General features: G+C 59.9%; 23 protein-coding genes. 8 read left to right on the top strand and 15 right to left on the bottom strand.

Annotated elements, in window-relative coordinates:
- Entirely contained in the window at positions 1-1,575 is a 1,575-nt protein-coding gene (locus D7241_RS02635) for a TerC family protein (protein WP_408100188.1), read from the bottom strand.
- A gap of 335 nt (positions 1,576-1,910) precedes the next feature.
- Between D7241_RS02635 and D7241_RS02630 the strand changes: the two genes are divergently transcribed.
- The 8 genes from D7241_RS02630 (at position 1,911) to D7241_RS02595 (ending at position 10,405) form a co-directional block, all read left to right on the top strand.
- On the top strand, positions 1,911-2,735 hold the full coding sequence (locus tag D7241_RS02630; RefSeq protein ID WP_408100187.1) for a peptidoglycan DD-metalloendopeptidase family protein: 825 nt from the start codon (positions 1,911-1,913) through the stop codon (positions 2,733-2,735).
- Positions 2,736-2,758: 23 nt separating this feature from the next.
- A complete protein-coding gene (locus D7241_RS02625) occupies positions 2,759-3,301 on the top strand; it encodes a hydrolase (protein ID WP_408100186.1) in 543 nt (180 codons plus the stop codon).
- Positions 3,302-3,357: 56 nt separating this feature from the next.
- Positions 3,358-4,662, top strand: coding sequence for a mechanosensitive ion channel family protein (locus tag D7241_RS02620; RefSeq protein ID WP_255980884.1), 1,305 nt, complete (start codon positions 3,358-3,360; stop codon positions 4,660-4,662).
- A gap of 389 nt (positions 4,663-5,051) precedes the next feature.
- Entirely contained in the window at positions 5,052-6,722 is a 1,671-nt protein-coding gene (gene leuA / locus D7241_RS02615) for a 2-isopropylmalate synthase (RefSeq protein WP_408100185.1), read from the top strand.
- Between the two features lie 412 nt (positions 6,723-7,134).
- Positions 7,135-8,190 carry an NAD(P)-dependent alcohol dehydrogenase gene (locus D7241_RS02610; protein WP_408100184.1) on the top strand — a complete coding sequence of 352 codons (1,056 nt, stop codon included), beginning with the start codon at positions 7,135-7,137 and terminating at the stop codon, positions 8,188-8,190.
- A gap of 373 nt (positions 8,191-8,563) precedes the next feature.
- Positions 8,564-9,292 carry an endonuclease gene (locus D7241_RS02605; RefSeq protein ID WP_408100183.1) on the top strand — a complete coding sequence of 243 codons (729 nt, stop codon included), beginning with the start codon at positions 8,564-8,566 and terminating at the stop codon, positions 9,290-9,292.
- 100 nt (positions 9,293-9,392) lie between these two features.
- The gene (locus tag D7241_RS02600) at positions 9,393-10,019 is read left to right on the top strand and encodes a DUF2238 domain-containing protein (RefSeq protein WP_408100182.1); all 627 of its coding nucleotides are present in this window, start codon (positions 9,393-9,395) and stop codon (positions 10,017-10,019) included.
- A 5-nt stretch (positions 10,020-10,024) separates the two neighbouring features.
- Positions 10,025-10,405, top strand: a complete 381-nt coding sequence (locus tag D7241_RS02595; protein ID WP_408100181.1) for a DUF2784 domain-containing protein — start codon at positions 10,025-10,027, stop codon at positions 10,403-10,405.
- A 12-nt stretch (positions 10,406-10,417) separates the two neighbouring features.
- Here D7241_RS02595 and D7241_RS02590 read toward each other — a convergent pair whose 3' ends face one another.
- The 14 genes from D7241_RS02590 to hscA form a co-directional block, all read right to left on the bottom strand.
- A complete protein-coding gene (locus tag D7241_RS02590) occupies positions 10,418-11,212 on the bottom strand; it encodes an amidohydrolase (RefSeq protein WP_408100180.1) in 795 nt (264 codons plus the stop codon).
- Positions 11,200-12,348, bottom strand: coding sequence for a pyridoxal phosphate-dependent aminotransferase (locus D7241_RS02585; protein ID WP_408100179.1), 1,149 nt, complete (start codon positions 12,346-12,348; stop codon positions 11,200-11,202). The genes D7241_RS02590 and D7241_RS02585 overlap by 13 nt, the downstream gene beginning before the upstream one ends.
- Before the next feature lie 86 nt (positions 12,349-12,434).
- A complete protein-coding gene (gene der / locus D7241_RS02580) occupies positions 12,435-13,919 on the bottom strand; it encodes a ribosome biogenesis GTPase Der (RefSeq protein WP_408100178.1) in 1,485 nt (494 codons plus the stop codon).
- A gap of 111 nt (positions 13,920-14,030) precedes the next feature.
- Complete coding sequence (gene bamB, locus D7241_RS02575) at positions 14,031-15,179, bottom strand: outer membrane protein assembly factor BamB (RefSeq protein ID WP_408100177.1); 1,149 nt, start codon at positions 15,177-15,179, stop codon at positions 14,031-14,033.
- A 4-nt stretch (positions 15,180-15,183) separates the two neighbouring features.
- Positions 15,184-15,825 (bottom strand): YfgM family protein, encoded by a 642-nt coding sequence (locus tag D7241_RS02570; protein ID WP_408100176.1) that lies wholly within the window; start codon positions 15,823-15,825, stop codon positions 15,184-15,186.
- Between the two features lie 39 nt (positions 15,826-15,864).
- Entirely contained in the window at positions 15,865-17,148 is a 1,284-nt protein-coding gene (gene hisS / locus D7241_RS02565; RefSeq protein WP_408100175.1) for a histidine--tRNA ligase, read from the bottom strand.
- Positions 17,149-17,160: 12 nt separating this feature from the next.
- Positions 17,161-18,273, bottom strand: coding sequence for a flavodoxin-dependent (E)-4-hydroxy-3-methylbut-2-enyl-diphosphate synthase (ispG, locus tag D7241_RS02560; protein WP_255980906.1), 1,113 nt, complete (start codon positions 18,271-18,273; stop codon positions 17,161-17,163).
- Positions 18,274-18,275: 2 nt separating this feature from the next.
- Entirely contained in the window at positions 18,276-19,268 is a 993-nt protein-coding gene (locus D7241_RS02555) for a RodZ domain-containing protein (protein WP_408100174.1), read from the bottom strand.
- Positions 19,265-20,023 (bottom strand): type IV pilus biogenesis/stability protein PilW, encoded by a 759-nt coding sequence (pilW, locus tag D7241_RS02550; protein WP_408100173.1) that lies wholly within the window; start codon positions 20,021-20,023, stop codon positions 19,265-19,267. The genes D7241_RS02555 and pilW overlap by 4 nt, the downstream gene beginning before the upstream one ends.
- Positions 20,024-20,037: 14 nt before the next feature.
- Positions 20,038-21,186, bottom strand: coding sequence for a 23S rRNA (adenine(2503)-C(2))-methyltransferase RlmN (rlmN, locus tag D7241_RS02545; RefSeq protein ID WP_408100172.1), 1,149 nt, complete (start codon positions 21,184-21,186; stop codon positions 20,038-20,040).
- A 19-nt stretch (positions 21,187-21,205) separates the two neighbouring features.
- Positions 21,206-21,637 carry a nucleoside-diphosphate kinase gene (ndk, locus tag D7241_RS02540; RefSeq protein ID WP_021209485.1) on the bottom strand — a complete coding sequence of 144 codons (432 nt, stop codon included), beginning with the start codon at positions 21,635-21,637 and terminating at the stop codon, positions 21,206-21,208.
- A 236-nt stretch (positions 21,638-21,873) separates the two neighbouring features.
- Positions 21,874-22,071 carry a Fe-S cluster assembly protein IscX gene (gene iscX / locus D7241_RS02535; protein WP_255980916.1) on the bottom strand — a complete coding sequence of 66 codons (198 nt, stop codon included), beginning with the start codon at positions 22,069-22,071 and terminating at the stop codon, positions 21,874-21,876.
- Between the two features lie 14 nt (positions 22,072-22,085).
- The gene (fdx, locus tag D7241_RS02530; RefSeq protein WP_255980918.1) at positions 22,086-22,424 is read right to left on the bottom strand and encodes an ISC system 2Fe-2S type ferredoxin; all 339 of its coding nucleotides are present in this window, start codon (positions 22,422-22,424) and stop codon (positions 22,086-22,088) included.
- Between the two features lie 5 nt (positions 22,425-22,429).
- The gene (hscA, locus tag D7241_RS02525) at positions 22,430-24,292 is read right to left on the bottom strand and encodes a Fe-S protein assembly chaperone HscA (protein ID WP_408100171.1); all 1,863 of its coding nucleotides are present in this window, start codon (positions 24,290-24,292) and stop codon (positions 22,430-22,432) included.

Here is a 24,292-nt window from a genome sequence, read left to right as displayed (position 1 = left end):
TTACCTCGCCGCGCCTTGCTCCTCGATCCGCTTGAGCAATAGGCCCGTGACGCGCCGGTCCTTGACCTCGGTGACGTGCAATCGCCAATCGGAGTGCTCCACCTGGTCGCCGATCACCGGCAGACGATCGAGCAGACTCATCACCAGCCCAGACAGGGTCTGGTAGTCGTCGGTCGCCACCGCGCGAAAGCCGAGGCGCTCGCGCAGCACGGCGAGATTGACCGCGCCGTTGATGCGATAGCCACCGTCCACCGGCTCGATATCCGGCCCCTCCACCTCACTGGCATCCGGCAACTCACCGGCGATCGCTTCGAGAATATCGGTCAGGGTCAGCAGGCCTTCGAAGCCGCCAAATTCGTTGACCACGAAAGCGATGTGGGTCGAGGCGTGGCGCATCTGCTCCAGAGCGCTAAGCACGGTACAGCTGTCGGGCAGGTTGATGGGCGCACGCACCAGCGGCTCGATCTCTGGCGCCTCGCCATTGAGCAGCGTCTTGAGCAGTTCCTTCTTGTGCACATAGCCCAGCGGCTCGTCCGGCGAATCGCCACGGGCCACCACCAGACGCGAGTGCGGCGAGTTGAGCAGCGCCGCCTGGATGGTCGCGGGCTCGCCGTCGAGGTTGATGCGGTCCACTTCCATGCGATCGGTCATCACCGTGCGGATGGATTGCTCGGCAAGATTAAGCACGCTGCTGATCATCACCCGCTCGCGTCGGTTGAACAGCGAGCCCGTTTCCGGCTGACCGCTGCGGTCCACCATGTCGGCGATCTCGTCATCCACTTCGTCGGCTTCCAGCTTGCCGCCGAGCATACGCAGCACGGCGTGGGCGGTGCGCTCGCGCAGTGGGCGGGCGCCCTGCAGGCTGCGCTTGCGTCGCGAACGGGCCAGCTGGTTGAAGAACTCGATGGCGATGGAGAAGCCGATGGCCGCGTACAGGTAGCCCTTCGGAATGTGATAGCCCAGGCCTTCGGCAGTGAGGCTGAAGCCGATCATCATCAAAAAGCCCAGGCAGAGCATGATCACCGTCGGCCGCGCATTGACGAAGGCGGTCAGCGGCTTGCTCGCCAGCAGCATCAGCGTCATGGAAATGACCACGGCGATCATCATCACCTGCAGATGCTCGACCATGCCAACGGCGGTGATCACCGCATCGAGGGAGAACACCGCGTCGAGCACGATGATCTGCGCCACCACAGGCCAGAAGCGGGCATAGGCCTTGCTGCCGGTGTGCTGGTGCATGCGGCCTTCCAGCCGCTCGTGCAGTTCCATGGTTGCCTTGAACAATAGGAACAGGCCACCGCCGAGCATGATCAGGTCGCGCCCGGAGAAACTTTTACCGAAGAGTTCGACCAACGGCTCGGTGAGCGTCACCAGCCAGGCGATGCTCGCCAACAGGCCCAGGCGCATCACCAGCGCCAGGCTCAAGCCGATGACCCGCGCACGGTCGCGCTGCTCGGGCGGCAGCTTGTCCGCGAGGATGGCGATGAATACCAGATTGTCGATGCCCAGGACGATTTCCAGGACGATAAGCGTGAGAAGGCCCAGCCAGGCCGTAGGATCAGCGATCCATTCCATGTTTGCGGTCTCGTGTGGTGGACAGGTGACGGCGTGCATCGCAAGGAAAGCATCGGCGGCATAACGCGACGCCGGAGGAGGGAATGATCTGGAGACAATAGCTGGACAATGCCGTGATCGTCACGGTTGACGAGCACGGCTGGGTACAGTGGATGTTCATGGAACCTTTGGAGTGGATATGGAGCCGAGAGGATAATCAGCAGCGAGGTGCGCGTCACAGTCGATTGGTTACGAGTCTTTTCAGCCAGCCGCGCCGAAGCGCGCTGCGCCGCGTGCCCTTCCCCCTGCCAGCCGTTTACGCGAGGATGGGCCCGTCCTTACAAACGGAACTGCCCATGCCACGCGTCACCGTTCTCCTGTTTTCACTCGTCCTCACCCTGCCCGCCCATGCCGAGGGCTTCATCACCCGCTTGTTGAACAAGCCCGTGCCAGGCGGTGTGGCAGTGGTCGCACTGGGCGGCGGTGCCACACCGCCGCAGGTCCGCTACCAGAGCAAGCCGGCATTGGTGATCCGGGAGGACGGCCAGCGCTGGATCGCCATTGTCGGCATTCCGCTCACGGTCAAGCCCGGTGCTCAACAGGTGGAGGTCGATGGCAGCCCACGCAGCTTCCAGGTCGAGCACCGCGAATACCGCGCGCAGCACATCACGCTGAAGAACAAACGCCAGGTCAATCCCAACCCCACCGACCTCAAGCGCATCGAGCATGAATTGAACGAGCAGACCCGCGCCTACCGCCAATTTTCCCCGCAACAGCCAAGCAACCTGCTCTTCGATAAGCCAGTCGACGGCCCGCTCTCTTCGCCTTTCGGCCTACGCCGCTTCTTCAACGGCGAAGAGCGCAATCCGCATTCGGGGCTCGACTTCGCCGTTCCGGCCGGCACGCCAATCAAGTCCCCGGCTGCAGGCAAAGTGATTCTTACCGGAAACTATTTCTTCAATGGCAATACGGTGTTCGTCGACCACGGCCAGGGCCTCATCAGCATGTTCTGTCATCTCTCGCAGATCGGCGTGAAAGTCGGCGATGAGCTGGACCGCGGCGCCGTGCTCGGCAAGGTCGGTTCCACTGGCAGAGCCACCGGGCCGCACCTGCACTGGAACGTTAGCCTCAACGATGCGCGCGTCGATCCGTCCATTTTCATCGGGGCGTTCAAACCCTGATTCGCTCTGCAAGGAAAACCACAATGCTCATCAATGCGCAGGAGTCCACACTCCTCATCATCGACATCCAAGAGCGGCTGTTCCCCGTGATTGAGGGCAACACCGCGCTGGCCGAACACAGCGCCTGGCTGATGCAGATTGCCCAGCGCGCCGGCGTGCCGGTGCTGCTCACCGAGCAATACAGCAAGGGCCTGGGCGCGACCATCGCCACGCTACGCGACGGCATAGGCGCGGATTCGATCGTCGAGAAGCTGCATTTTTCCGCCGCCCGCGATGGCGAGCTGTTCAAGCGCCCCGGCGGCGAGCGCCGGCAGTTCGTGATCTGCGGCACCGAAACCCACATCTGCGTGCTTCAGACGGTTCTTGACCTGATAGGCCGCGGCAACCAGGTCTTCGTCGTAGATGAAGCCGTCGGCTCGCGCCGTGCCAGCGACAAGGCGCTAGGCCTGGCACGCATGCAGCAGGCCGGAGCCAGCATCGTGTCGCGGGAGATGGTCGCGTTCGAATGGATGGAACAGGCTGGGACCGACCTTTTCCGCTCGATCAGCCGCGAGTTCATCCGCTAGACCAACGCCACGGCCCCAGTGGCGCCTGAGATAGCCAACTTATGGAGGGCACCCAAATGCAGGAAGAGCTAAACGTTTGGCTGGAATGGCTCAGAACTCATCCTGAGCTGCAGACTCTGGTCGCCAGCGCCGCGCTGATCTTCGCCGCCTGGCTGGCCAACTGGGTCGTCAAACGCATCCTCGTGCGCGGCCTGTATAAGGCGCTGCGTCATGCGCGCGAGACCGAACTGCAGGACTACGGCATCATTCGCCGGCTGTCTAACATCGTGCCGGCGCTGGTACTGTCCGTTGGCGTCAACGCGGTACCGGGCTTGCCGGAAGCAGCCGTCACGGTGGTGCGCAACGTCTGCGGCGGCTTTATCGTGCTGACCATTGCGCTGGCCATAGGCGCGCTGCTGGACATCGTCAATCTGCTCTACCAGCGCCGCGCCGACGCTCATGTGCACCCGATCAAAGGCTACGTGCAAGTGGTCAAGATCGTCCTCTACGCGATAGCGACCATTCTGATCATTGCAACGCTGATCGACCGCTCGCCGCTGATCCTGCTGTCCGGCCTCGGCGCCATGGCCGCGGTGCTGATGCTGATCTTTCAGGACACCATCCTCTCGCTGGTGGCCAGCGTGCAGATATCTTCCAACGACATCATCCGCGTCGGCGACTGGATTGAAATGCCGCAACTCAACGCCGACGGCGATGTCATCGATATCGCCTTGCATACGGTGAAAGTGCAGAACTGGGACAAGACCATCTCGAATATCCCGACCAAGCGCTTCATCAGCGATTCGTTCAAGAACTGGCGGGGCATGCAGGAAAGCGGCGGGCGGCGGATCAAGCGCAGCCTGTATCTGGATCAGCAGAGCGTGCACTTTCTTGGCAGCGATGAATGTGAGCGTCTGCACCGCTTCAACCTGCTGGACGACTACCTTACCGACAAGCGCCGAGAGATCGACGAGTGGAACGCCAAGCTCGAGAAGCGAGGCAAGGAGCCGGTGAACACCCGGCGCATCACCAACATCGGCAGCTTTCGTGCGTATGTGGAGCGCTACCTGCGCAGCCATAGCGGCATCCACCAGTCCATGACGCTGATGGTGCGCCAGCTCAGCCCGACGGCAGACGGATTACCGCTAGAGATCTACTGCTTCACCAACACCGTGGCCTGGACGCAGTACGAAGCGATCCAGTCGGACATCTTTGACCACCTGCTGGCGATCCTGCCCGAATTCGGCCTGCGCGTATTCCAGCACCCGAGCGGTGCCGACATGCGCGACGGATACGGGTCGGTCAGCCAATTGCTGAGCCGTTCGAAGCCCGAGTGGTCCGAACAGTCAAAGCACAGCGAGGATCGAAAGCTGGAAGGCTGAGCGAAGTCAGATGAGACGCGTCAGTGTATGGCGAGTTCTTCCCCAGCGACTGGACGTTCGAGCCTCCAGCCGCTTCAGCAGGCTTTGAGCCAGCGTCCTGGACGCAATCTCTGCTCGGCTCACGGTGAACGCAGCTTCTGCACTTTCACTCGCATCGAACGTGACCGATACAAGCTGCAACAGCAGAGCAATCAAAACTCTATTTCAGCGCTTTTCATGAGCATTGTTTTCTCAGAAAAAAACATTTTTAGAGAAAATCACCAATTTATCTTTGGTTGTTGCAACACACTGCAAGCAAGTTCTACATTGGTTTCATCAATCCCGTATCGATCTGCTCCGTCCTCCCTTGACGCGTCGCGCTTCTGGGAGCTGCTCAAAGGAAAATCGCCATGACCATGCTCAAAGATCCGTCGAAGAAATACCGCCCGTTTCCGGTGATCAATCTGCCTGACCGTACTTGGCCATCGCAGACCATTACGCAGGCACCGATCTGGCTGAGCTCCGATTTGCGCGATGGCAACCAGTCGCTGATCGAGCCGATGGACGCCGAAAAGAAGATGCGTTTCTTCAAGACATTGGTGCAGGTTGGCGTGAAAGAAATCGAGGTAGGTTTCCCCTCCGCCTCGCAAACCGATTTCGATTTTGTTCGCGAGCTCATCGAAGGCGACCACATTCCGGATGACGTCACGATTCAAGTCCTGACCCAGGCGCGTGAGGACCTGATCACCCGTACCTTCGAGTCCCTCAAGGGCGCCAAGCAGGCCATCGTTCATTATTACAACGCCACCGCGCCCAGCTTCCGCCGCATCGTCTTCAATCAGGACAAAGCCGGCGTGGTGAATATCGCGGTTAGCGCTGCGCAGATCGTCAAGCGTCTGGCCGCTGCTGCACCTGAAACAAACTGGCGCTTCGAATATTCCCCCGAGGTGTTCAGCTCCACCGAAACCGATTTCGCCATCGAGGTATGCAACGCGGTTATCGAAGTGTTCCAACCGACACCAGCGCAGAAGCTGATCCTCAATCTGCCGGCCACCATAGAAGCGGCTACCCCGAACATTTATGCCGACCAGATCGAGTACTTCGGTCGCCATATCGACAAGCGCGACAGCGTGCTGATCAGCCTGCACACTCATAATGACCGCGGCACTGGCGTGGCCGCCACTGAGCTGGGCCTGATGGCTGGCGCCGACCGCGTCGAAGGCTGCTTGTTCGGCAACGGCGAGCGCACCGGCAATGTCGACCTGGTCACCGTGGCGCTGAACATGTACAGCCAGGGTGTCGATCCGCAGCTGGACTTCTCCGACATCGACGCCGTGCGCAAGGTGGTCGAGGAGTGCAACCAGCTGCCGGTGCATCCACGCCATCCTTATGTCGGCGATCTGGTACATACCGCCTTCTCCGGCTCGCACCAGGATGCGATCCGCAAGGGCTTCGCCCAGCAGGATCCGAACGGCGTCTGGGAAGTTCCCTACCTGCCGATCGACCCGGCTGACATCGGTCGCAGTTACGAAGCGGTGATTCGTGTCAACAGCCAGTCCGGCAAAGGTGGTATCTCCTATCTGCTTGAGCAGGAATACGGCATCAGCCTGCCGCGGCGTATGCAGATCGAATTCAGTCAGGTGGTGCAGAAGGAGACGGATCGCCTCGGTCTGGAGATGAGCGCCAAGCAAATCTATGCGCTGCTCGAAGCCGAATATCTGCAGGCCACCACGCCGTATACGCTGAAGAGCCATCGCCTCCAGGAAGAGAACGGCACCAGCGCCGTGGAGGTGGAAGTCGCAAGCAATGGTGAAACCATGCATTGGCGCGGCATCGGCAAGGGCCCGTTGGAAGCCTTGGTCGCCGGGTTGCCAGTCAAGCTGGAGATCATGGATTACCACGAGCACTCGATCGGTGCCGGCAGCAATGCCAAGGCGGCGGCTTATATCGAAGTGCGTCTGGACGGCGAGCGTCCGCTGCACGGAATTGGCATCGACGAGAACATCACCACGGCCAGCATCCGTGCGCTGTTCAGCGCGTTGAACCGGGCCCGGCGAGAGGCCGAGGTGAAAGCGGCCTGAACCTGACCGGCGAGCTCCGCTAGCGGGCTCGCCGCGACTGGGCCAGTATTCAGGCGGGCTCGGCCGTCAAACGGCTCAACAGAACCATCAGTCGAACCAGCTGATCTGCATGTCAGCGTTCACATGCCGCGGCAACCTTCTCCACTGCACACTCGAACGTTTCACCCTGCTGACTGGCAGGGTGGATGGTGCCTCGAGTTCATGGGCACCAGTGTCGGCCATTCGGTCTCTTTGCCCCCAGCACTCGGGTCATCTCGTAGCGGCAATTAGCGAACTTTCGCCACCGCATGTCTGCTCCTGAGCAGATCCAGCAGAAACGCGTCAGTCATCGACAGAATTGTGCAACCGGTCCTGTCGATATCGGTACTAGGCTTGATCCCTCAAACCAGACGTTCAACCCAAAGGAACCACCATGAGCAAAGCCATCGGTTACGCCGCCGTCGACCCGAGCACGCCGCTCGCACCCTATGCGTTTTCGCGCCGCGCCGTCGGGCCGAACGACGTGCAGATCGACATCCTCTATTGCGGCGTCTGCCATTCGGACTTGCACACCGCTCGCAATGAATGGAATAACACGCTGTATCCCTCCGTCCCGGGCCACGAAATCGTCGGTCGCGTGACCGCTGTTGGCGCTTCGGTCAAAGGTTTCAAGATCGGCGATATCGCAGGCGTCGGCTGTATGGTTGACAGCTGCCGCAGCTGCCCGTCGTGCAGCGATGGGCTGGAGCAATACTGCGAGAACGGCTTCACCGGGACCTACAACGGCCCCGTGTTCGGTGGCGAGAACACCTACGGTGGTTACTCGGACAACATCGTGGTGGACGAAAAATTCGTCCTGCGCGTCTCCCATGCCGAAAACAACCTCGCAGCCGTGGCGCCGCTGCTGTGTGCCGGCATCACAACGTATTCGCCGCTACGCCAGTGGCAGGTCGGCCCCGGCCAGAAAGTCGGCGTGGTCGGTCTCGGCGGCCTCGGCCACATGGCGGTTAAGATCGCCAACGCCATGGGTGCCCATGTAGTGCTCTTCACCACTTCACCAGACAAGAAGGAGGACGCGTTGCGCCTCGGCGCCAGCGAAGTCGTGGTATCGAAAAACAAGGACGAGATGGCCGCTCATCTGAACAGCTTCGATTTCATCCTCAACACCGTCGCAGCGCCGCATGATCTCAATCCCTTCCTGGCGCTATTGAAGCGCGACGCAACCATGACGCTGGTGGGCGCGCCGGCATCGCCGCATCCGTCTCCCAGCGTCTTCGGCCTGATTTTCAAACGCCGCCGCCTGGCCGGCTCCCTGATCGGCGGGATCGCCGAAACTCAGGAGATGCTGGATTTCTGTGCCAAGCACAACATCGTATCGGACATCGAGATGATCAATATCCAGAACATCAACGATGCCTACGAACGCATGCTCAAGAGTGACGTGAAATACCGCTTCGTGATTGATATGGCTTCACTCAAGTCCGCCTGATCCAGGCGTAACGACAGCTGGCGAGGTCAGCTGTCGATCCGTTCTTTTTGGCGTGCTGCCTTGGCCTACTGAGCGCGTAGCTTCGCCCGCAGGGTGGGCCGGACCGCGCTGGTAGCCTATCGACGCCCTACAACTCCAACTAGCCCGGACTGTCCGACCAGCTCTCTCGCTCGCCCCCACGCAGGGCGAGCGAGCCAGGGTTTGCTTACGCCACCCCGTCTCGTACGCACTACTGCTCAACCGTCGACCGCCCGTCTGCTTTTCGGCAGAAGAATCATGCAACTAACTGTTTTAAAATGAAATTATCAAGCGGTGCAAGTAATCTCCGGCTCCCTCGCATGGACGCGCTTCTCAGTTTGCCGTCGAGTTGTCCATGTACCGCCTTGCACTGTTATTCGCGCTGCTTTTGCCATTCGCTGCCCTTGCCGAGGGGCCCCGTAATTTTCGCGAAGCAAAGAAGGTCGCCTGGAAGATCTACGCCGAGCGGCCGGTGGATTTTTATTGCGGCTGCGCCTTCAAGGGAAACCGGATTGATCTGGCCAGCTGCGGTTACATCCCGCGCAAACAACCCAAACGGGCCGCACGCGTCGAATGGGAACACATCGTGCCAGCTTGGGTGATCGGTCATCAGCGTCAGTGCTGGCAACAAGGTGGTCGTAAGCGCTGTACATCCATCGACCCAGTTTTCAGCAAGGCCGAGGCCGATCTGCATAACCTGGTCCCGGTAGTCGGCGAGGTCAACGGGGACCGCAGCAATTACGGCTTCGGCATGCTCAGCGAGAAACCCAGCCAGTATGGTGCCTGCCCGTTCGTGGTTAATTTCAAACAGCGCACCGCGATGCCGCCGGACTATAGCCGGGGCGCCATTGCACGCACCTATCTGTACATGAGCGAACGCTATGGGCTGCGCCTGTCGAAGCAGGACCGACGCCTCTTCGATATCTGGAATCGCCAGTATCCCGTCAATGAATGGGAGCATTGGCGCAACCAAGCCATAGCCTGCGTGCAACGCAATGCCAACCGCTTCGTGGGCGCGGTGGATCCGAGCCGCTGCCCCAAATCGGTCGCTCGTTCGCCCATGGCTCGCGCCAGACGAAGCTGAGCGTGCCGTACAACAGCGCACCCCGGCCTTGCTCGATATTGCGTGTCGCTACGCGAGCACTGCATGCTGACGCCTCATCAGACGACCATGGCGACTCCCGATGCAGGACAAGACGCTCTATGCGACTCTCGGTGTGACGGTTCTGCTGGCGCTGGTCGCCTCCGGCATCGCGCCGTATGACCGCTCGACCTGGCTGCTGGAAGTCGCGCCGGTGCTGATCGCAGCACCCGTCCTGCTGTACAGCTATCGGCCTTTCCCGCTCACACGGCTGCTTTATGTATTGATCGCCGCCCATGCGCTGGTACTCATTCTTGGCGGCGCCTATACCTACGCTCGCGTGCCAGTGGGCTTCTGGATACAGGACTGGTTCGAACTTAGCCGCAACCCCTACGACAAGCTTGGTCATTTCATGCAGGGCGTCACGCCAGCCTTGTTGGCTCGCGAAATTCTGCTGCGTCTGGGCATTCTTCGGCACGGCAAAATGCTGGGCTTTCTATCGCTCTGCGTCGCCCTTGCGTTCAGCGCTTTCTACGAGCTAATTGAGTGGTGGGTGGCGCTAATTGCCGGGCAAGGAGCAGAAGATTTTCTTGGTACCCAGGGCGACCCTTGGGACACTCAGTCGGACATGTTTATGGCGCTCCTCGGTGCGCTGCTGTCGGTCACCTGTTTGACACGTCTACAAGACCGTCAGGCTGCACGCCTCAAACACTCGGACACGGCTGGATAACCGTCATGCTGTATCGACTCGGCGCAGATGCAGTGTTGCTTCTGCATCTTGGCTTCATCGTCTTCGTGCTGCTGGGTGGACTGCTGGTAGCCTGGAAGCGCCGCCTACTGTGGCTGCACCTACTGGCTGTGGCGTGGGGCATTTTCGTCGAACTGACGGGGCGTCTGTGTCCGCTCACTCATTGGGAAAATCAGCTGCGGCGTCTGGCCGGCGGCGCCGGTTATGAAACCAGCTTCGTCGAGCAGTATCTGCTGCCGCTGATCTATCCGGCCTGGCTGAGCGTACCGGTGCAGTACCTGCTTGCGGCTATCGTGGTGCTCGTCAACCTGCTGATCTATGGCTGGCTGGTATCGCGCTGGCGGCGCAAGGCAGCGCCGCCGAGCTGATACGCAACGAGGCTAGATCTTCAGCTCGAAGGCGTCACCATCGTGATATGCGGGGAATTTGCTGCGGAACGCGGCCAGGTCCCGGGCGCGAAGCGTGGTGCGGAATACGCCGTCGGCATCGCCCGCCTCCAGCAGCGGATCACCCATAAAATCCAAAACCTGGCTGTCGCCGCTATAGGGGTAGCCCTTGCCATCCTCGCCGACGCGGTTCACCGCCGCGACATAGCAGATATTTTCGATGGCGCGGGCCGGCAACAGGCGGTTCCAGGCGTTGCGGCGCGCTGCGGGCCAGTTGGCGGTATAGAGCAGCAGATCGGTATCGTGCGCATCGCGGCTCCACACCGGAAAGCGCAGGTCGTAGCAGATCAATGGCCGCACGTGCCAGCCCTTGAGCTCGAATAGCGCCTGTTGGTCGCCAGCGGTGTAATGCTTGTGCTCGCCAGCCATACGGAACAGGTGACGCTTGTCGTAATGCGAAATCTTTCCGTTCGGACGCGCCCAGAGCAAGCGGTTGCGGTGAGTGCCGTCTGCGGCCTCGATGATTACGCTGCCGGTGATTACTGCGTCCATACGTGCCGCCTGCTCTCGCAGCCAGACATAGGTCGGGCCTTCCTCGGGTTCCGCGAGATCCTCGGAGTTCATCGAAAACGCTGTGGTGAACATTTCCGGGAGCACGATCAGGTCGGCACCGCGGGCCTGCTCTAACAGGTCGACGAAGCGGTCGCGATTGGCGGTGGCGTCCTGCCAGACGAGGCTGGTCTGGATCAGCGCCAGTTCGAGATCAGGCAAATCGTTCAGATCGCGCATAGTCGTTCTGCTGCCTGGCGCAGCGTCTCCTCTCGTTTGGCGAAGCAGAAACGGACCAGCCGCAGCTCTGCAGGAGGCGTTTGGTAGAACACCGATATCGGTATGCTCGCCACACCGTGCTCGCGAGTCAGCCATTCAGCCATAGCGACATCGTCGAGATCCGGGCGAATCGCCGAATAATCGGCCAGTTGAAAATAAGTCCCCGCCGCGCGGGTAAAGCGGAAACGCGAGTCGACCAGCAGGTCGCAGAACAGATCGCGCTTGGTCTGATAGAACGCCGGCAACTCGCTGAGATGCTCGGGATGCGCCGCCATGAAGTCGGCCAGCGCCCACTGCAGCGGCGTGACGCCGGTGAAGCTGACGTACTGATGAACCTTGCGCAGTTCGCTGCTGAGCGCGGGCGGCGCTATCACATACCCGGTTTTCCAGCCGGTGACGTGGTAGGTCTTGCCGAACGAGCTGACGACGAAGGCGCGCTGATATAGCTCCTCGTGCCGCAACACGCTGGCGTGCTCGCGACCGTCGAACACAAGATGTTCGTAGACTTCGTCGCTGAGCAGATAGATGTCTCGATCGCGAATCAGGCTCGCCAGACGATCCAGGTCGGCCATGTCGATCAGCGCACCGCTGGGGTTGTGCGGCGTGTTCAGCACGATCATCCGGGTGCGAGGCGTGATCGCTTCAGCCAGCTTTTGCCAGTCGATGGAAAAATCTGGGAGGCTCAGCGGCTGATGTATGCAGACCCCACCGGCCAGCTCCACGGCTGGCTCGTAGCTGTCATAACAGGGATCGAAAACGATGACCTCGTCACCCGGGCAAATGACCGCGTGGATAGCACAGAAGATGGCTTGAGTCGCGCCAGGGGTAATGGTGATCTCAGTGTCGGCACTGGTCTGGCGACCATAAAGTGCCGCTACCTTAATCGCCACTTGCTCGCGTAGCGCCGGCAAGCCGGTCATTGGCGCGTACTGGTTGTGCCCGGCCATGACGTGACGAGCGACCGCTTCACGCAACGCATCGGGGCCATCGAAGTCAGGAAAACCCTGGGACAGGTTCAGCGCGCCGGTCTGGGCCGCCAGCTGCGACATGGTGGTGAAAATGGTGGTGCCGACATTGGGGAGTTTGCTGGTGATCATTTAGTCTCGCTCAAAGCTGGAAGCTTGGAGTTGAAAGCTGGAAGCTCACGCAAGACGATTTCCAGCTTATGGCTTCAAACTTCGGGCTATCGTTTGTCCCTGCGCTTCTTCTCGGCCTTCTTGTGGTGCGACATGAGGCGACGTTTCTTGTTCACTTGGCGATCGGTGAGGGTGTTCTTCTTGCCCTCGTAGGGGTTTTCCCCGCCCTTGTACTCAATGCGAATTGGGGTACCGACTAGCTTCAGGACACGCCGGTAAGTGTTTTCCAGGTAACGTGTATAGGACTTGGGTATCGAGTCGACCTGGTTACCGTGGATCACGATCAGCGGTGGGTTGGCGCCCCCCAGGTGTGCATAACGCAGTTTGATACGGCGGCTGGCAACCATCGGTGGCGCGTGCTCGCGAACAGCGTCCTCAAGGATCTGGGTCAGGCGGCTGGTTGGCCAGCGAGTGACGGCCGAGGTGAACGATGCCTGTACCGACTTGTAGAGGTTGCCAACGCCGGTGCCGTGCTTGGCGGAGATGAAATGGATGTCAGCAAACTCGACGAAGAATAGCCGGCGCTCCAGCTCGGTCTTCACATAATCGCGCTCGCTCGGCTCCATGCCGTCCCACTTGTTCAGCGCAATCACCAGCGCTCGGCCACTCTCAAGCACGAAGCCAAGCAGGTTCAGGTCGTGCTCCACCACACCTTCACGAGCATCCATGACGAAGATGACCACGTTGGAGTCCTGGATCGCCTGCAGTGTCTTGACCACCGAAAACTTTTCTACCGCTTCGAAGATCTTGCCGCGACGGCGAACACCTGCAGTGTCGATCAGGGTGTACTTCTCGTCATCGCGCTCGAAGGGGATATAGATGCTGTCGCGCGTCGTGCCGGCCTGATCGTAAACGATGACCCGCTCTTCACCCAGCATGCGGTTAACCAGAGTCGACTTGCCCACGTTGGGGCGTCCGATGATGGCGATCTTGATGCCATCCTTCTCGCTCGGGCCGGGAATGCGCTTGAGCTCCTGGCCTTCGGCAACCGCCTCGCCCTCTTCACCTTCGCCGCCAGCCTCGGGCTCGTCGGCGTTGTCTTTGGGAAAGGTTCCGAGCGCCTGCTCCAGCATGTAGCTGATGCCGCGACCATGGGCAGCGGCGATTGGCAGTGCGTCGCCAAGCCCCAGCGGGCTGAACTCGGCGCGGGCGATGTCCGGATCTATGCTGTCGACCTTGTTCACCACCAGAAAATGGCGCTTGTTCATCTTGCGAAGATGCTCAGCGATCATCTGATCGCCCGGAGTCATACCGGCACGCGCGTCGACCATGAACATCACTGCATCGGCTTCCTGCATGGCTTGCAGGGATTGTTCAGCCATTTTGGCGTCGATACCCTGCTCGTCACCTGTCAGACCGCCGGTGTCAATGACGATGTAGGTACGGCCTTGCCATTTGGCCTCGCCATACTGGCGGTCGCGGGTCAGACCAGCGTATTCCGCAACGATGGCATCACGGCTCTTGGTCAGACGGTTGAACAGGGTCGATTTACCGACGTTCGGGCGGCCCACCAGGGCGATTACGGGAACCATACGGCTCTCCACTGCGATATTTCAGAAAACACGAAGGCCGCTGCAGGGCAGCGGCCAACTATTATTAAGTGTTCCGCCGAAGCGGAACAGTAGAGGGATAGCCTGAAGCGCTCAGTCCGCCTGACGAATGGTCAACGCGACCAACTTGCCATCGTTGCCGTAGGCGTACAGCCAGTCACCCTCGACTACAGGGCGGGCACGCAACCCGGCGCTGTCGATGCGGGTCCGAGCGACGAAACGGCCATCGACCTGGCTCAGCAGATGCAAATAGCCCTCTTTGTCTCCAACCGCTACGTAGCTGGAAAATACTGCCGGCGCGGAAAGTTCGCGACGAGCCAGCGCGTCGTTGCTCCACAGAACGGTCGTCGACCGCTCATCAATTCCAGTAACCGTGCCATCAGCCTGGCTAACGTAAACGCTGCCATAACCCAGGGCTACGCCAGATGAAGTCGAGGCGTCGCGTTGCCAGAGAATCCGGCCGCTTTCCAGGTCCAGCGCGGCGGCACGTCCCTGGAAAGAGGCGACATACAAGGTCCCGCCCGACAGTAGCAGACCACCATCGATATCAACGACGCGCTCAAGCTCGGAACGGCCTTGTGGGATAGCTACACGTTGTTCCCACACCGGCAAGCCGCGGCTGGTGTCCAGCGCAACCACCTTGCCACTGGAGAGCCCGGCAACTGCCAGTTGATTGGTCAGTAACGGCGCCCCGGTACCACGCAGGGTGAGCACGGCAGGAGAGCTTTCATAGCTCCAGCGCTGCTCGCCAGTATCGATCTCCAGCGCGATAACCCGGTCATCCTGGGTCTGAACAACCACTACGTCACCATTGACGGCAGGAGCGGCGAGAACCTCGCTGCTAACCTGAGTGCGCCACCGCTCTTCACCGGTCGAGACGTCCAGCGCCAGTACTTCGCCGCCCAGGGTGCCGACGAGGACCAGACCGTAGCCAGCGCCAACGGCACCGGAAATTGCCACGTCCAGGTCTGTCTTCCAGTTAACGTCGCCGGTGAGACGATCCATGGCAACCACCAGCCCTTCGACGTCGGCAGCGAATATCTCGTTGCCGTAGACGACTGGCGCCAGGAGGTTGTAGGTCTCGCCCTGGCCTTCGCCGATAGAGCGACTCCACTCCTTGTTCAGTTCGATTTCCGCGTCGAACTTGACCAGTTCGGCCGGCTCGGGTTCTTTCTTATCGTTGCTGCTGCACCCTGCAGCCAGGACGGCCAGGGCCAGCAGCGCGGCAATTTTCCAACGCATCAATTCACGCCTCTCCACGAGCCAGATCGTCCAGTTTCAGCTGCAGACCGCCGATGGCGGCATCCTGTGACAGCGACTCTTTTGCCTTGGAATAGGCTGTGTGGGCCTCGTCATTGCGCCCTAACTTGACCAACAGATCGCCACGCAGCTCTTCACGACTGGCGGCAAATGCCTCCGCGGCCTCGCCATCAAGCAGCGCAAGCGCAGCATCGGCCTTATCCTGTGCGGCCAGTACACGGGCAAGACGCTGACGGGCAAGCTCTTCGAGCGTCTTGTCGGCGGGCTTGTCCAGCACCGCCTGCAGTTCGGCAGCCGCGTCATCGAGGCGCCCGGATTCCACCGCCACCTTGGCTACGAAAAGGTTGCCGTACTGCGCGTAGTGCGACCCCGCGAATTCCGTTTGCAACAAATTGCCCAGGCGCGAAACCTCAGCGTTATCCACCCCGCCTTCAGCCAAGGCAGCATTCAGTAACTGCTGATAAACCGCCGAGGCGCTCTGAGCCTGATTGAGCTGATGCTTCTGCCAGAACTGCCAGCCAAACACCAATACCAGAGCGAGTGCGCCTCCCAGCAGCAGCGGCTTGCCGTTGCGCTGCCACCACTCTTTAATTTGCGCCAGTTGTTCTTCTTCGGTACCCGAGGTCACACTGTCACTCCTTTCATTCGCTGAATTCAGACCCGTCGATCAAGCCAGACAGGCAGCCAGACGCTCGGGCAGAGCATCCCAGGCAATGCTTTGTTGTTCGCTGTCGTCTCGCAGCGGCTTGCAACCTACCACGCGCCCGGCCAGTTCGTCGTCACCCAGAATCAGTGCGAAGCGCGCACCGCTCTTATCAGCCTTCTTGAATTGGCTTTTGAAGCTGCCGCCACCTGCATTGAGCAACAGGCGCAGGCCCGGTAATTCATCACGAAGTCGTTCGGCCAGTGCTAGCGCCGCCAGCTCAGCCTCTTCGCCGAAGGCACAAATGAACGCATGGGCAGGTTGATTAAGCGCCTCGGGAATGAGTTCGAGCGTTTCCAGCAGCAGTACCAGACGCTCGATGCCCATCGCGAAACCGACGCCCGGCGTCGGCTTGCCTCCGAACTGGCTGACCAACCCGTCGTAGCGACCACCGGCGCATACCGTGCCTTGCGAGCCCAGCTTATCGGTCACCCACTCGAACACGGTGCGTCCGTAGTAATCCAGGCCACGAACGAGCTTCGGATTGATCTGATAGGCGATCCCGGCCGCTTCGAGACGGGCCTTGAGGCCTTCGAAATGCGCGCGCGATTCATCGTCCAGATAGTCATGCAATGTCGGCGCATCGACCAGCAGCGCCTGGGTCTGGGCATTCTTGCTATCGAGGATGCGCAGGGGGTTGCTGGTCAGTCGGCGCTGGCTGTCTTCGTCAAGTTGTTCGAAATGCTGTTGCAGATACGCCACCAACGCGTCCCGATAGGTCGCGCGCGCCTCGCTGGAGCCCAGGCTGTTCAACTGCAGCGTGACCGCATCGGACATGCCGAGCTTCTTCCAAAGACGGGCCGTCAGAACGATCAGCTCGGCATCGACATCCGGCCCCGGCTGGTTGAAGACTTCCACACCGATCTGGTGAAACTGACGATAGCGACCTTTTTGAGGCTTCTCGTAGCGGAACATTGGCCCGCTATACCAGAGCTTCTGCACTTGGCCGCCTCCGGTCATTCCATGCTCCAACACGGCGCGGACACAACCGGCCGTACCTTCGGGGCGCAGCGTCAATGACTCCTCGTTACGGTCGAGAAAGGTGTACATCTCCTTGTCGACCACATCGGTGCCCTCGCCGATACCACGGGAGAACAGATCAGTGAGCTCAAGGATTGGCAGGCGGATCTCGCTGTAGCCGTAGCTATCGAGCAACTGAGCGAAAGTGGTTTCTAGATAGCGCCAGACCGGCGTCTGTGCCGGCAGAATGTCGTTCATGCCACGAATGGCTTGCAGGGACTTGCTCAATTCGGTTCCTTATCAGCTACGCACGATGAGCGCGGCATCGGTCTCGGCTTTCTCGGCGGCCTTGCGACGAATCAGCTGCTCCAATTCGTTTACCAGATTTTCATTGTTCAGCTTCTGCGCAGGCTTGCCGTCGATGTAGATCAGGTTGTTCGGGGTGCCGCCGGTCAAGCCAACATGTGCTTCCTTGGCCTCGCCCGGTCCGTTGACGACACAGCCGATCACGGCAACGTCCAAAGGCACTAGCAGGTCTTCGAGTCGCCCCTCGAGCTCGTTCATGGTTTTCACCACATCGAAGTTTTGTCGCGAGCAGCTTGGGCAGGCGATGAAATTGATCCCGCGCGAACGCAGGCGAAGGGACTTGAGGATATCGAAACCGACCTTGATCTCTTCCACCGGGTCGGCGGCCAGAGAAATGCGAATGGTGTCGCCGATGCCCTCGGCAAGCAACATGCCCAGCCCCACCGCCGATTTCACTGTGCCCGAACGCAAACCACCGGCCTCGGTGATACCCAGATGCAACGGCTGCTCGATCTTGTCCGCCAGCAGCCGATACGCGGCCACAGCCATGAACACATCGGACGCCTTCACGCTGACCTTGAAATCTGGAAAATTCAGCCGATCGAGATGCTCGACATGACGCAAAGCGGATTCCACCAGCGCCTCGGGCGTCGGTTCGCCGTACTTTTTTTGCAGATCCTTTTCCAACGAGCCTGCATTCACCCCAATGCGGATCGGAATACCGCGGTCACGCGCAGCTTCGACCACCGCACGAACACGATCCTCACGGCCGATATTGCCTGGATTGATACGCAGGCAATCAACGCCAAGCTCGGCTACGCGTAGCGCGATCTGATAGTCGAAGTGGATGTCGGCCACCAGCGGCAGACCGACACGCTGCTTGATCTTGCCAAATGCCTCGGCTGCCTCCATCGAGGGCACCGACACCCGTACGATATCGGCACCGGCATCTTGCAGTCGCTGGATCTGCGCGACAGTCGCGTCGACGTCACAGGTTTCGGTATTGGTCATGCTCTGTACGGCGATAGGCGCATCGCCGCCGACCGGCACATTGCCCACCCAGATCTTGCGAGAGTGGCGACGCTTGATAGGAGACTCACTATGCATGATTACTGTCCGAGCTTGAGGCGTGCGGTCTCGCCACGCGTTTTGCCAGAAAGACTGACGGCTTCGCCGTTAAAGCTGACTTGTACTCCGGCGGCGAAACCAAGATGCAGATCCAGTGGGGTCTTGCCGACCAGGGTACGGCTGGTGCCCGCTCTGGCCAGTGCGCTGTAAAGAACTTCGCCATCGGCATCAGTTACGCGCGTCCAACAGTCGGCGGTGTAGTCCAGCGTTAATCGGCCTTCATCAGGCGCAACCGAAGCCATTTCAGCGGCCGGAGGTGCAGCCGTGGCCGGTGCCTCTGTGACCGCAATCGGCACTTCGGCAGGAGCCGCCGCGTCGCTCTGCTGTTCGGGGGCGTCCACCGCTTCCTCGGCTGCAGACGGCTCGGCCAGCGGTAACGATTCAGCCGCTGCCGCGGGTGGCTCTTCGGCGCCCGCTGGCGACGTCGAATCGTTCGACTCATCGACGACAGGCTCAACGGGCTCCTCGGCGCGATCCAGCAGATGAATCTCGGTGGTGCCGTCCGCCGCCTCGACCTCGATTCGCTCCAACGCCGTGACCGAAGGGCCCGACTGGTTGCGTGCAGATTGGTCCTGCCACCAGAAAAACGCAGCGGCGCCAACCACCAGCGTCAATACGAAGGCAAAGAAGCGCACCATGCTGCGTGAAAGGCGCACAGGTTCGTCGATGTGTCCAAGGCTGTTTACGCTGCTGCCGGTAGCATCCGTGCCGGTATGATGGTCGAACTGCTGCACCAGACGATTCTGATCCAGCCCCAGCAGCTTGGCATAGGCGCGAACGTAGCCTCGGGAAAATGTATGACCAGGCAACTGACTGAAGTCACCGGCCTCAATCTGCATCAGCGAACGCTCCGACAGATTGAGTTGCTGAGCCACTGAAGAAAGGGACCAATTCTTGCTCTCACGCGCCGCGCGAAGCGTTTCACCTGGATTGGCGAAGGCTGGGGCAACGGCTTCAGAATGTGGCGCTATCATCGTTGCTCCGAAAGAAACTGTTGAAATTCAGACGTACCTGGATACAGACGCTTGAGCTGCAGGCCAAGGCTCGCGGCCTGATCTCGGTCCTGGTGAATATTCGCCAGACGAATGCCCAGCAGCAGACTGCGGGCATTTTGTTCGGAAAGGCTGCTGAAATTCTCGTAATAACGTTTCGCTGGGACATATTGCTTGGCATCGTAGGCCAGCAGTGCCAGCTCAAGCAAAGCAAGGGGTTGGCGGCTATCGAGGCGCAACGCGCGGGTAAAATAGGTTTCAGCCTGCTCACGCTGTCCAAGCTGGAGGGCTGTCATCCCCATATTCTGGAATACCCGAGAGCGCTCGGGATACAGATTGTCTTCGGATGCCGCGGCGAACCGATCCATGGCTTCCTGGTAGCGCTTCTGCTCGAATAGGAAACTGCCGTAGTTGTTCAGAATGCGGGCGTCTTTGCGGCTGGACAGGGCTTTTTGGAAATGCTCGTCAGCCAACCGATTTTCCATCTCGTTCTGGAACACCAGGGCCAGCGCCGCGTGCGCGTCCGCGCTGCCAGGGTCTAGCTCGAGTGCCTTGCGCAAGGGCGTCTTGGCCCGAGAAGCATCGCCTTGTTGCAGATAGCCGATACCAAGTTGGATATAAGCGTCTCGTGCCTCATCACGGCCTTCCGGGGTGCGCATGGGATTCCCGGTCCCGGTAGAAACACAACCGGCCATAAGGCCGGTCAATAGAAACAGCAGCGCAACGCGCAAGATCATCAGTCGCATCCCCCTCAGGAACGGTTCGTAGCAATGGATGCCGTACCTGGCTCGGATTGCAGTTCACGCACTGCGATGTAACGCTCGCTTCGGCGTGTGCGATCCATAACCTGTCCAACCAATTGGCCGCAGGCTGCATCGATATCCTCGCCGCGAGTGGTACGCACCGTCACATTGTGCCCGGCTTTGTGCAGGATGTCCTGAAAACGGCGGATGGCATTGTTGCTCGGCCGCTCATATCCGGAATGCGGGAACGGGTTAAAGGGAATCAGATTGATCTTGCAAGGAATTTTCGCCAGCAGCGCGATCATCTGCTCGGCGTGCTCGGGTTGATCGTTTATGCCCTGCAAGAGCGTGTATTCGATGGTAAGAACCCGCTTTTCACCCAGATTGGAGATATAGCGCTGACATGCAGCGAGCAGCATCTCCAGCGGATACTTCTTGTTAATCGGCACCAGCTGATCACGCAGCGCATCGTTCGGCGCGTGCAGCGACAGCGCGAGCGATACATCGATAACCTTCGACAGCTCGTCGATCATCGGCACGACGCCCGAGGTCGACAGCGTCACCTTGCGCTTGGAGATGCCGTATCCGAGGTCGTCCATCATGATCTGCATGGCAGCGACGACGTTATCGAAATTCAGCAACGGCTCACCCATGCCCATCATGACCACGTTGGTGATGGCACGATCAACTTTGGCCGGGATGGAGCCGAACGACTTATTGGCAATCCACACTTGGCCGATTACTTCGGCGGCGGTGAGATTGCTGTTGAAGCCTTGTTTGCCAGTGGAGCAGAAACTGCAATCCAGCGCACAGCCGGCCTGGGAAGACACACAAAGCGTGCCGCGTCCCCCCTGAGGGATATATACGGTTTCCACGCAGCTGCTCGAAGCCACGCGCACCACCCATTTGCGGGTGCCGTCGGTGGAAATGTCCTCACTGACGATCTCGGGACCGCGGATCTCGGCGGAGGCCTTGAGCTTTTCGCGCAAGGCCTTACCGATATTGCTCATGGCATCGAAATCATCAACGCCAAAATGGTGAATCCACTTCATGACCTGGCCGGCACGAAAGCGCTTCTCCCCTATTGAATCGAAGAAGCTTTCCAACTGAGGCTGGGTCAGCCCCAGCAGATTCACTTTACCGGTCGTAGCAGTCATCGGATTCACCTTCGCCTGATCAGCGAATGCGGGCGCACACTTCGGTGGCAGAGAAGAAGTAAGCGATTTCGCGAGCAGCGGACGCTTCGGAGTCGGAACCGTGAACAGCGTTCTCGTCGATGGAGACGGCGAAATCGGCACGGATGGTGCCTGGAGCAGCTTCCTTCGGATTGGTAGCGCCCATCAGCTCACGGTTCTTGGCGATGGCGTCTTCGCCCTCCAGAACCTGAACGATGACCGGACCGGAAACCATGAAAGCGACCAGATCCTTGAAGAAGCCGCGCTCGCTGTGCTCAGCATAGAAACCGCCAGCCTCACGCTCGGACAGCTGGACCATCTTCGAAGCGACGACACGCAGTCCGGCTTTCTCGAAACGAGAAGTGATTTCGCCGATAACATTCTTGGCGACAGCGTCAGGCTTGATGATGGAGAAAGTGCGTTGCAGGGCCATTTGAAACTCCAGAAAATCGATAAGTTAAAGCAAACAAGTAAACCCGCGAATTATACGCGGGTCGGGAAGAAAAATATAAGAGCAGCCTGAGGGGCCGGCAGACGATAGAAGCGATGAAGGCTGGACGGCCAAACCTCAAGTACCGCAGGGTGGGCTTCAGCCCACCAGAGCCCTGCCGGTGTCGATGCAGGTGCACTGAAGCCCACCCTACCCAAGGCTTACACTGCCGCTGCTCTCTAGACCTCTTCGATCCAGGCCGCCTGAATGGCCTCCAGAACCTTTTCACCACCGCGCGTCGGATCGTCGGAGAATTCTGGCAGCTCCACTACCCAGCGGTGTAATTCGACAAAGTTCACGTAGCGGGGATCAACGTCCGGCTTGCGCTCGGCAAGTTCGATCGCGATGTCCAGCACATCAGCCCATTTAAGCGTCATGCATAACCTCGCCTTCAATGGCCTTCAGAAACTTGATTGATCGTGTACTTGGGAATCTCGACCACTAGATCGACATCCGCAACCGCAGCCTGGCAGGAAAGTCGTGACGTAGGCTCGAGCCCCCACGCTTTATCCAGCATGTCATCTTCCAACTCATCAGACGCTTCCAGCGAAGCGAAACCCTCTCGAACCACGATGTGACAAGTAGTACAGGCACAAGATTTTTCACACGCATGCTCGATATCGATACCGTTACGCAGCGCGGCATCAAGCACCGTTTCACCGGGCTGCGCTTCGACGACCGCTCCCTCCGGGCAGTGGTCGACGTGAGGCAGGAAAACAATCTGCGGCATCTGGGTCATTCCTCAATATCATTAAGCCGCCGTCCGGCCAGTGCGGCCTTGACAGTGGAATCTAGTCGGCGCGCAGCAAAGGCGTCGGTAATCTGGCTCAGGCGCTTGACCTGACGCTCGACGGCAACACCATCCTGACCGCCGAGTAGCTCACGCAGCGCCTGCATCTGCGACTCGATAGCTATGCGCTCTTCTGTGCTAAGCAAACGCTCGCCATCCGCCTCCAGAGCAGCCTCCACCGCCTCGAGCAAGCGCTGCCCATCGACCAGCTGTTCGCGCAACGCACGGGCTGCCTTGTCTTCGCTAGCCTTATGGAACGAATCTTCGAGCATGCGAGCTATCTCGCCATCAGTCAGGCCGTAGGACGGCTTCACTTGAATGCTCGATTCGACGCCGGATGCGAGCTCACGGGCAGAGACGCTAAGAAGGCCGTCAGCATCGACCTGAAAGGTGACGCGAATCTTCGCCGCACCGGCGACCATAGACGGAATGCCACGCAACTCGAAGCGAGCCAGTGATCGACAGTCGGTGATGAGCTCGCGTTCGCCTTGCAGCACGTGGATCATCATGGCCGACTGACCATCCTTGTAGGTGGTGAAATCCTGCGCGCGCGCGACCGGGATGGTGGTGTTGCGCGGAATGATTTTCTCCATCAAACCGCCCATGGTTTCCAGCCCCAGCGACAGCGGAATCACATCGAGCAGCAGCAGCTCTTCGCCATCGCGATTGTTGCCAGCAAGGGTCTCGGCTTGAATGGCCGCACCAATGGCGACGACCTGGTCGGGGTCGATATCCGTAAGCGGCTGCCTTCCGAACATCTCACCAACCAACTCTCGGACCCGCGGCACCCGCGTGGAGCCACCAACCATCACCACGGCATGAACTTCTTCCAGCTCAACAGCCGAATCACGCAATGCCCGTCGGCAGGACTTGAGGCTGCGAGCGATCATCGGATCAATGAGCTCGTTGAATGCAGTGCGTGTCAGAACGCCCTGCCAACCGGCATAGCGCACCTCGACGGACTCTGCATTACTAAGCTGTTCCTTGGCGTCGCAGGCAATCTTCAGCACCTCGCGCTGGGCACCCGGATCGAGGTCAGCGCAAGCCCCTGCCTGAGCCAACACCCAGCCCGCAATCGCGTGATCGAAATCATCGCCACCGAGAGCCGTGTCACCACCCGTGGCCAGCACCTCGAACACGCCCTTCGTCAAGCGCAGGATAGAGATATCAAAGGTTCCGCCACCCAGGTCGTAGATCGCTACAACACCTTCGGCCTGACGGTCCAGACCATAGGCGACGGCAGCGGCAGTGGGCTCATTGAGCAGACGCAGCACGTTGAGGTTCGCCAGTCGTGCAGCATCCTTTGTTGCCTGTCGCTGGGCATCGTCGAAGTATGCCGGTACCGTAATCACAGCGCCGACCAGCTCGCCACCCAGTACCGCTTCGGCACGCTCGCGCAACGCACGAAGGATTTCGGCGGAAATCTCCACCGGACTCTTGGCGCCCTGTACCGTCTCGATGAATGGCATTTGCGACTGCCCTTCGCTGAACCGATAAGGCAGTTGTCCGCCCAGTTGCTTCACGTCACCGACACCACGCCCCATGAGGCGCTTTACCGAGATGACTGTATTCAGCGGATCGATAGCGGCAGCCCGCTTGGCGCCGCCGCCAACCTCGACGCGGTCAGCGTGATAGCGCACCGCAGAAGGCAGAATCACTTCACCATTGCTGTCAGCCAGCGGTGCCGTGATACCGCTACGCAACGCCGCCACAAGTGAATTGGTGGTGCCCAGATCGATACCAACCGCCAGACGGCGCTGGTGAGGTTGCGGGCTTTGTCCGGGCTCAGCTATCTGAAGTAAGGCCAT

It is taken from the genome of Stutzerimonas sp. VN223-3 (assembly GCF_045999685.1).
In the GTDB taxonomy this organism is placed as follows: domain Bacteria; phylum Pseudomonadota; class Gammaproteobacteria; order Pseudomonadales; family Pseudomonadaceae; genus Stutzerimonas; species Stutzerimonas stutzeri_AR.
Note: the sequence above shows the minus strand (reverse complement) of the source record. Positions and strands in the feature narration are given on the sequence as shown.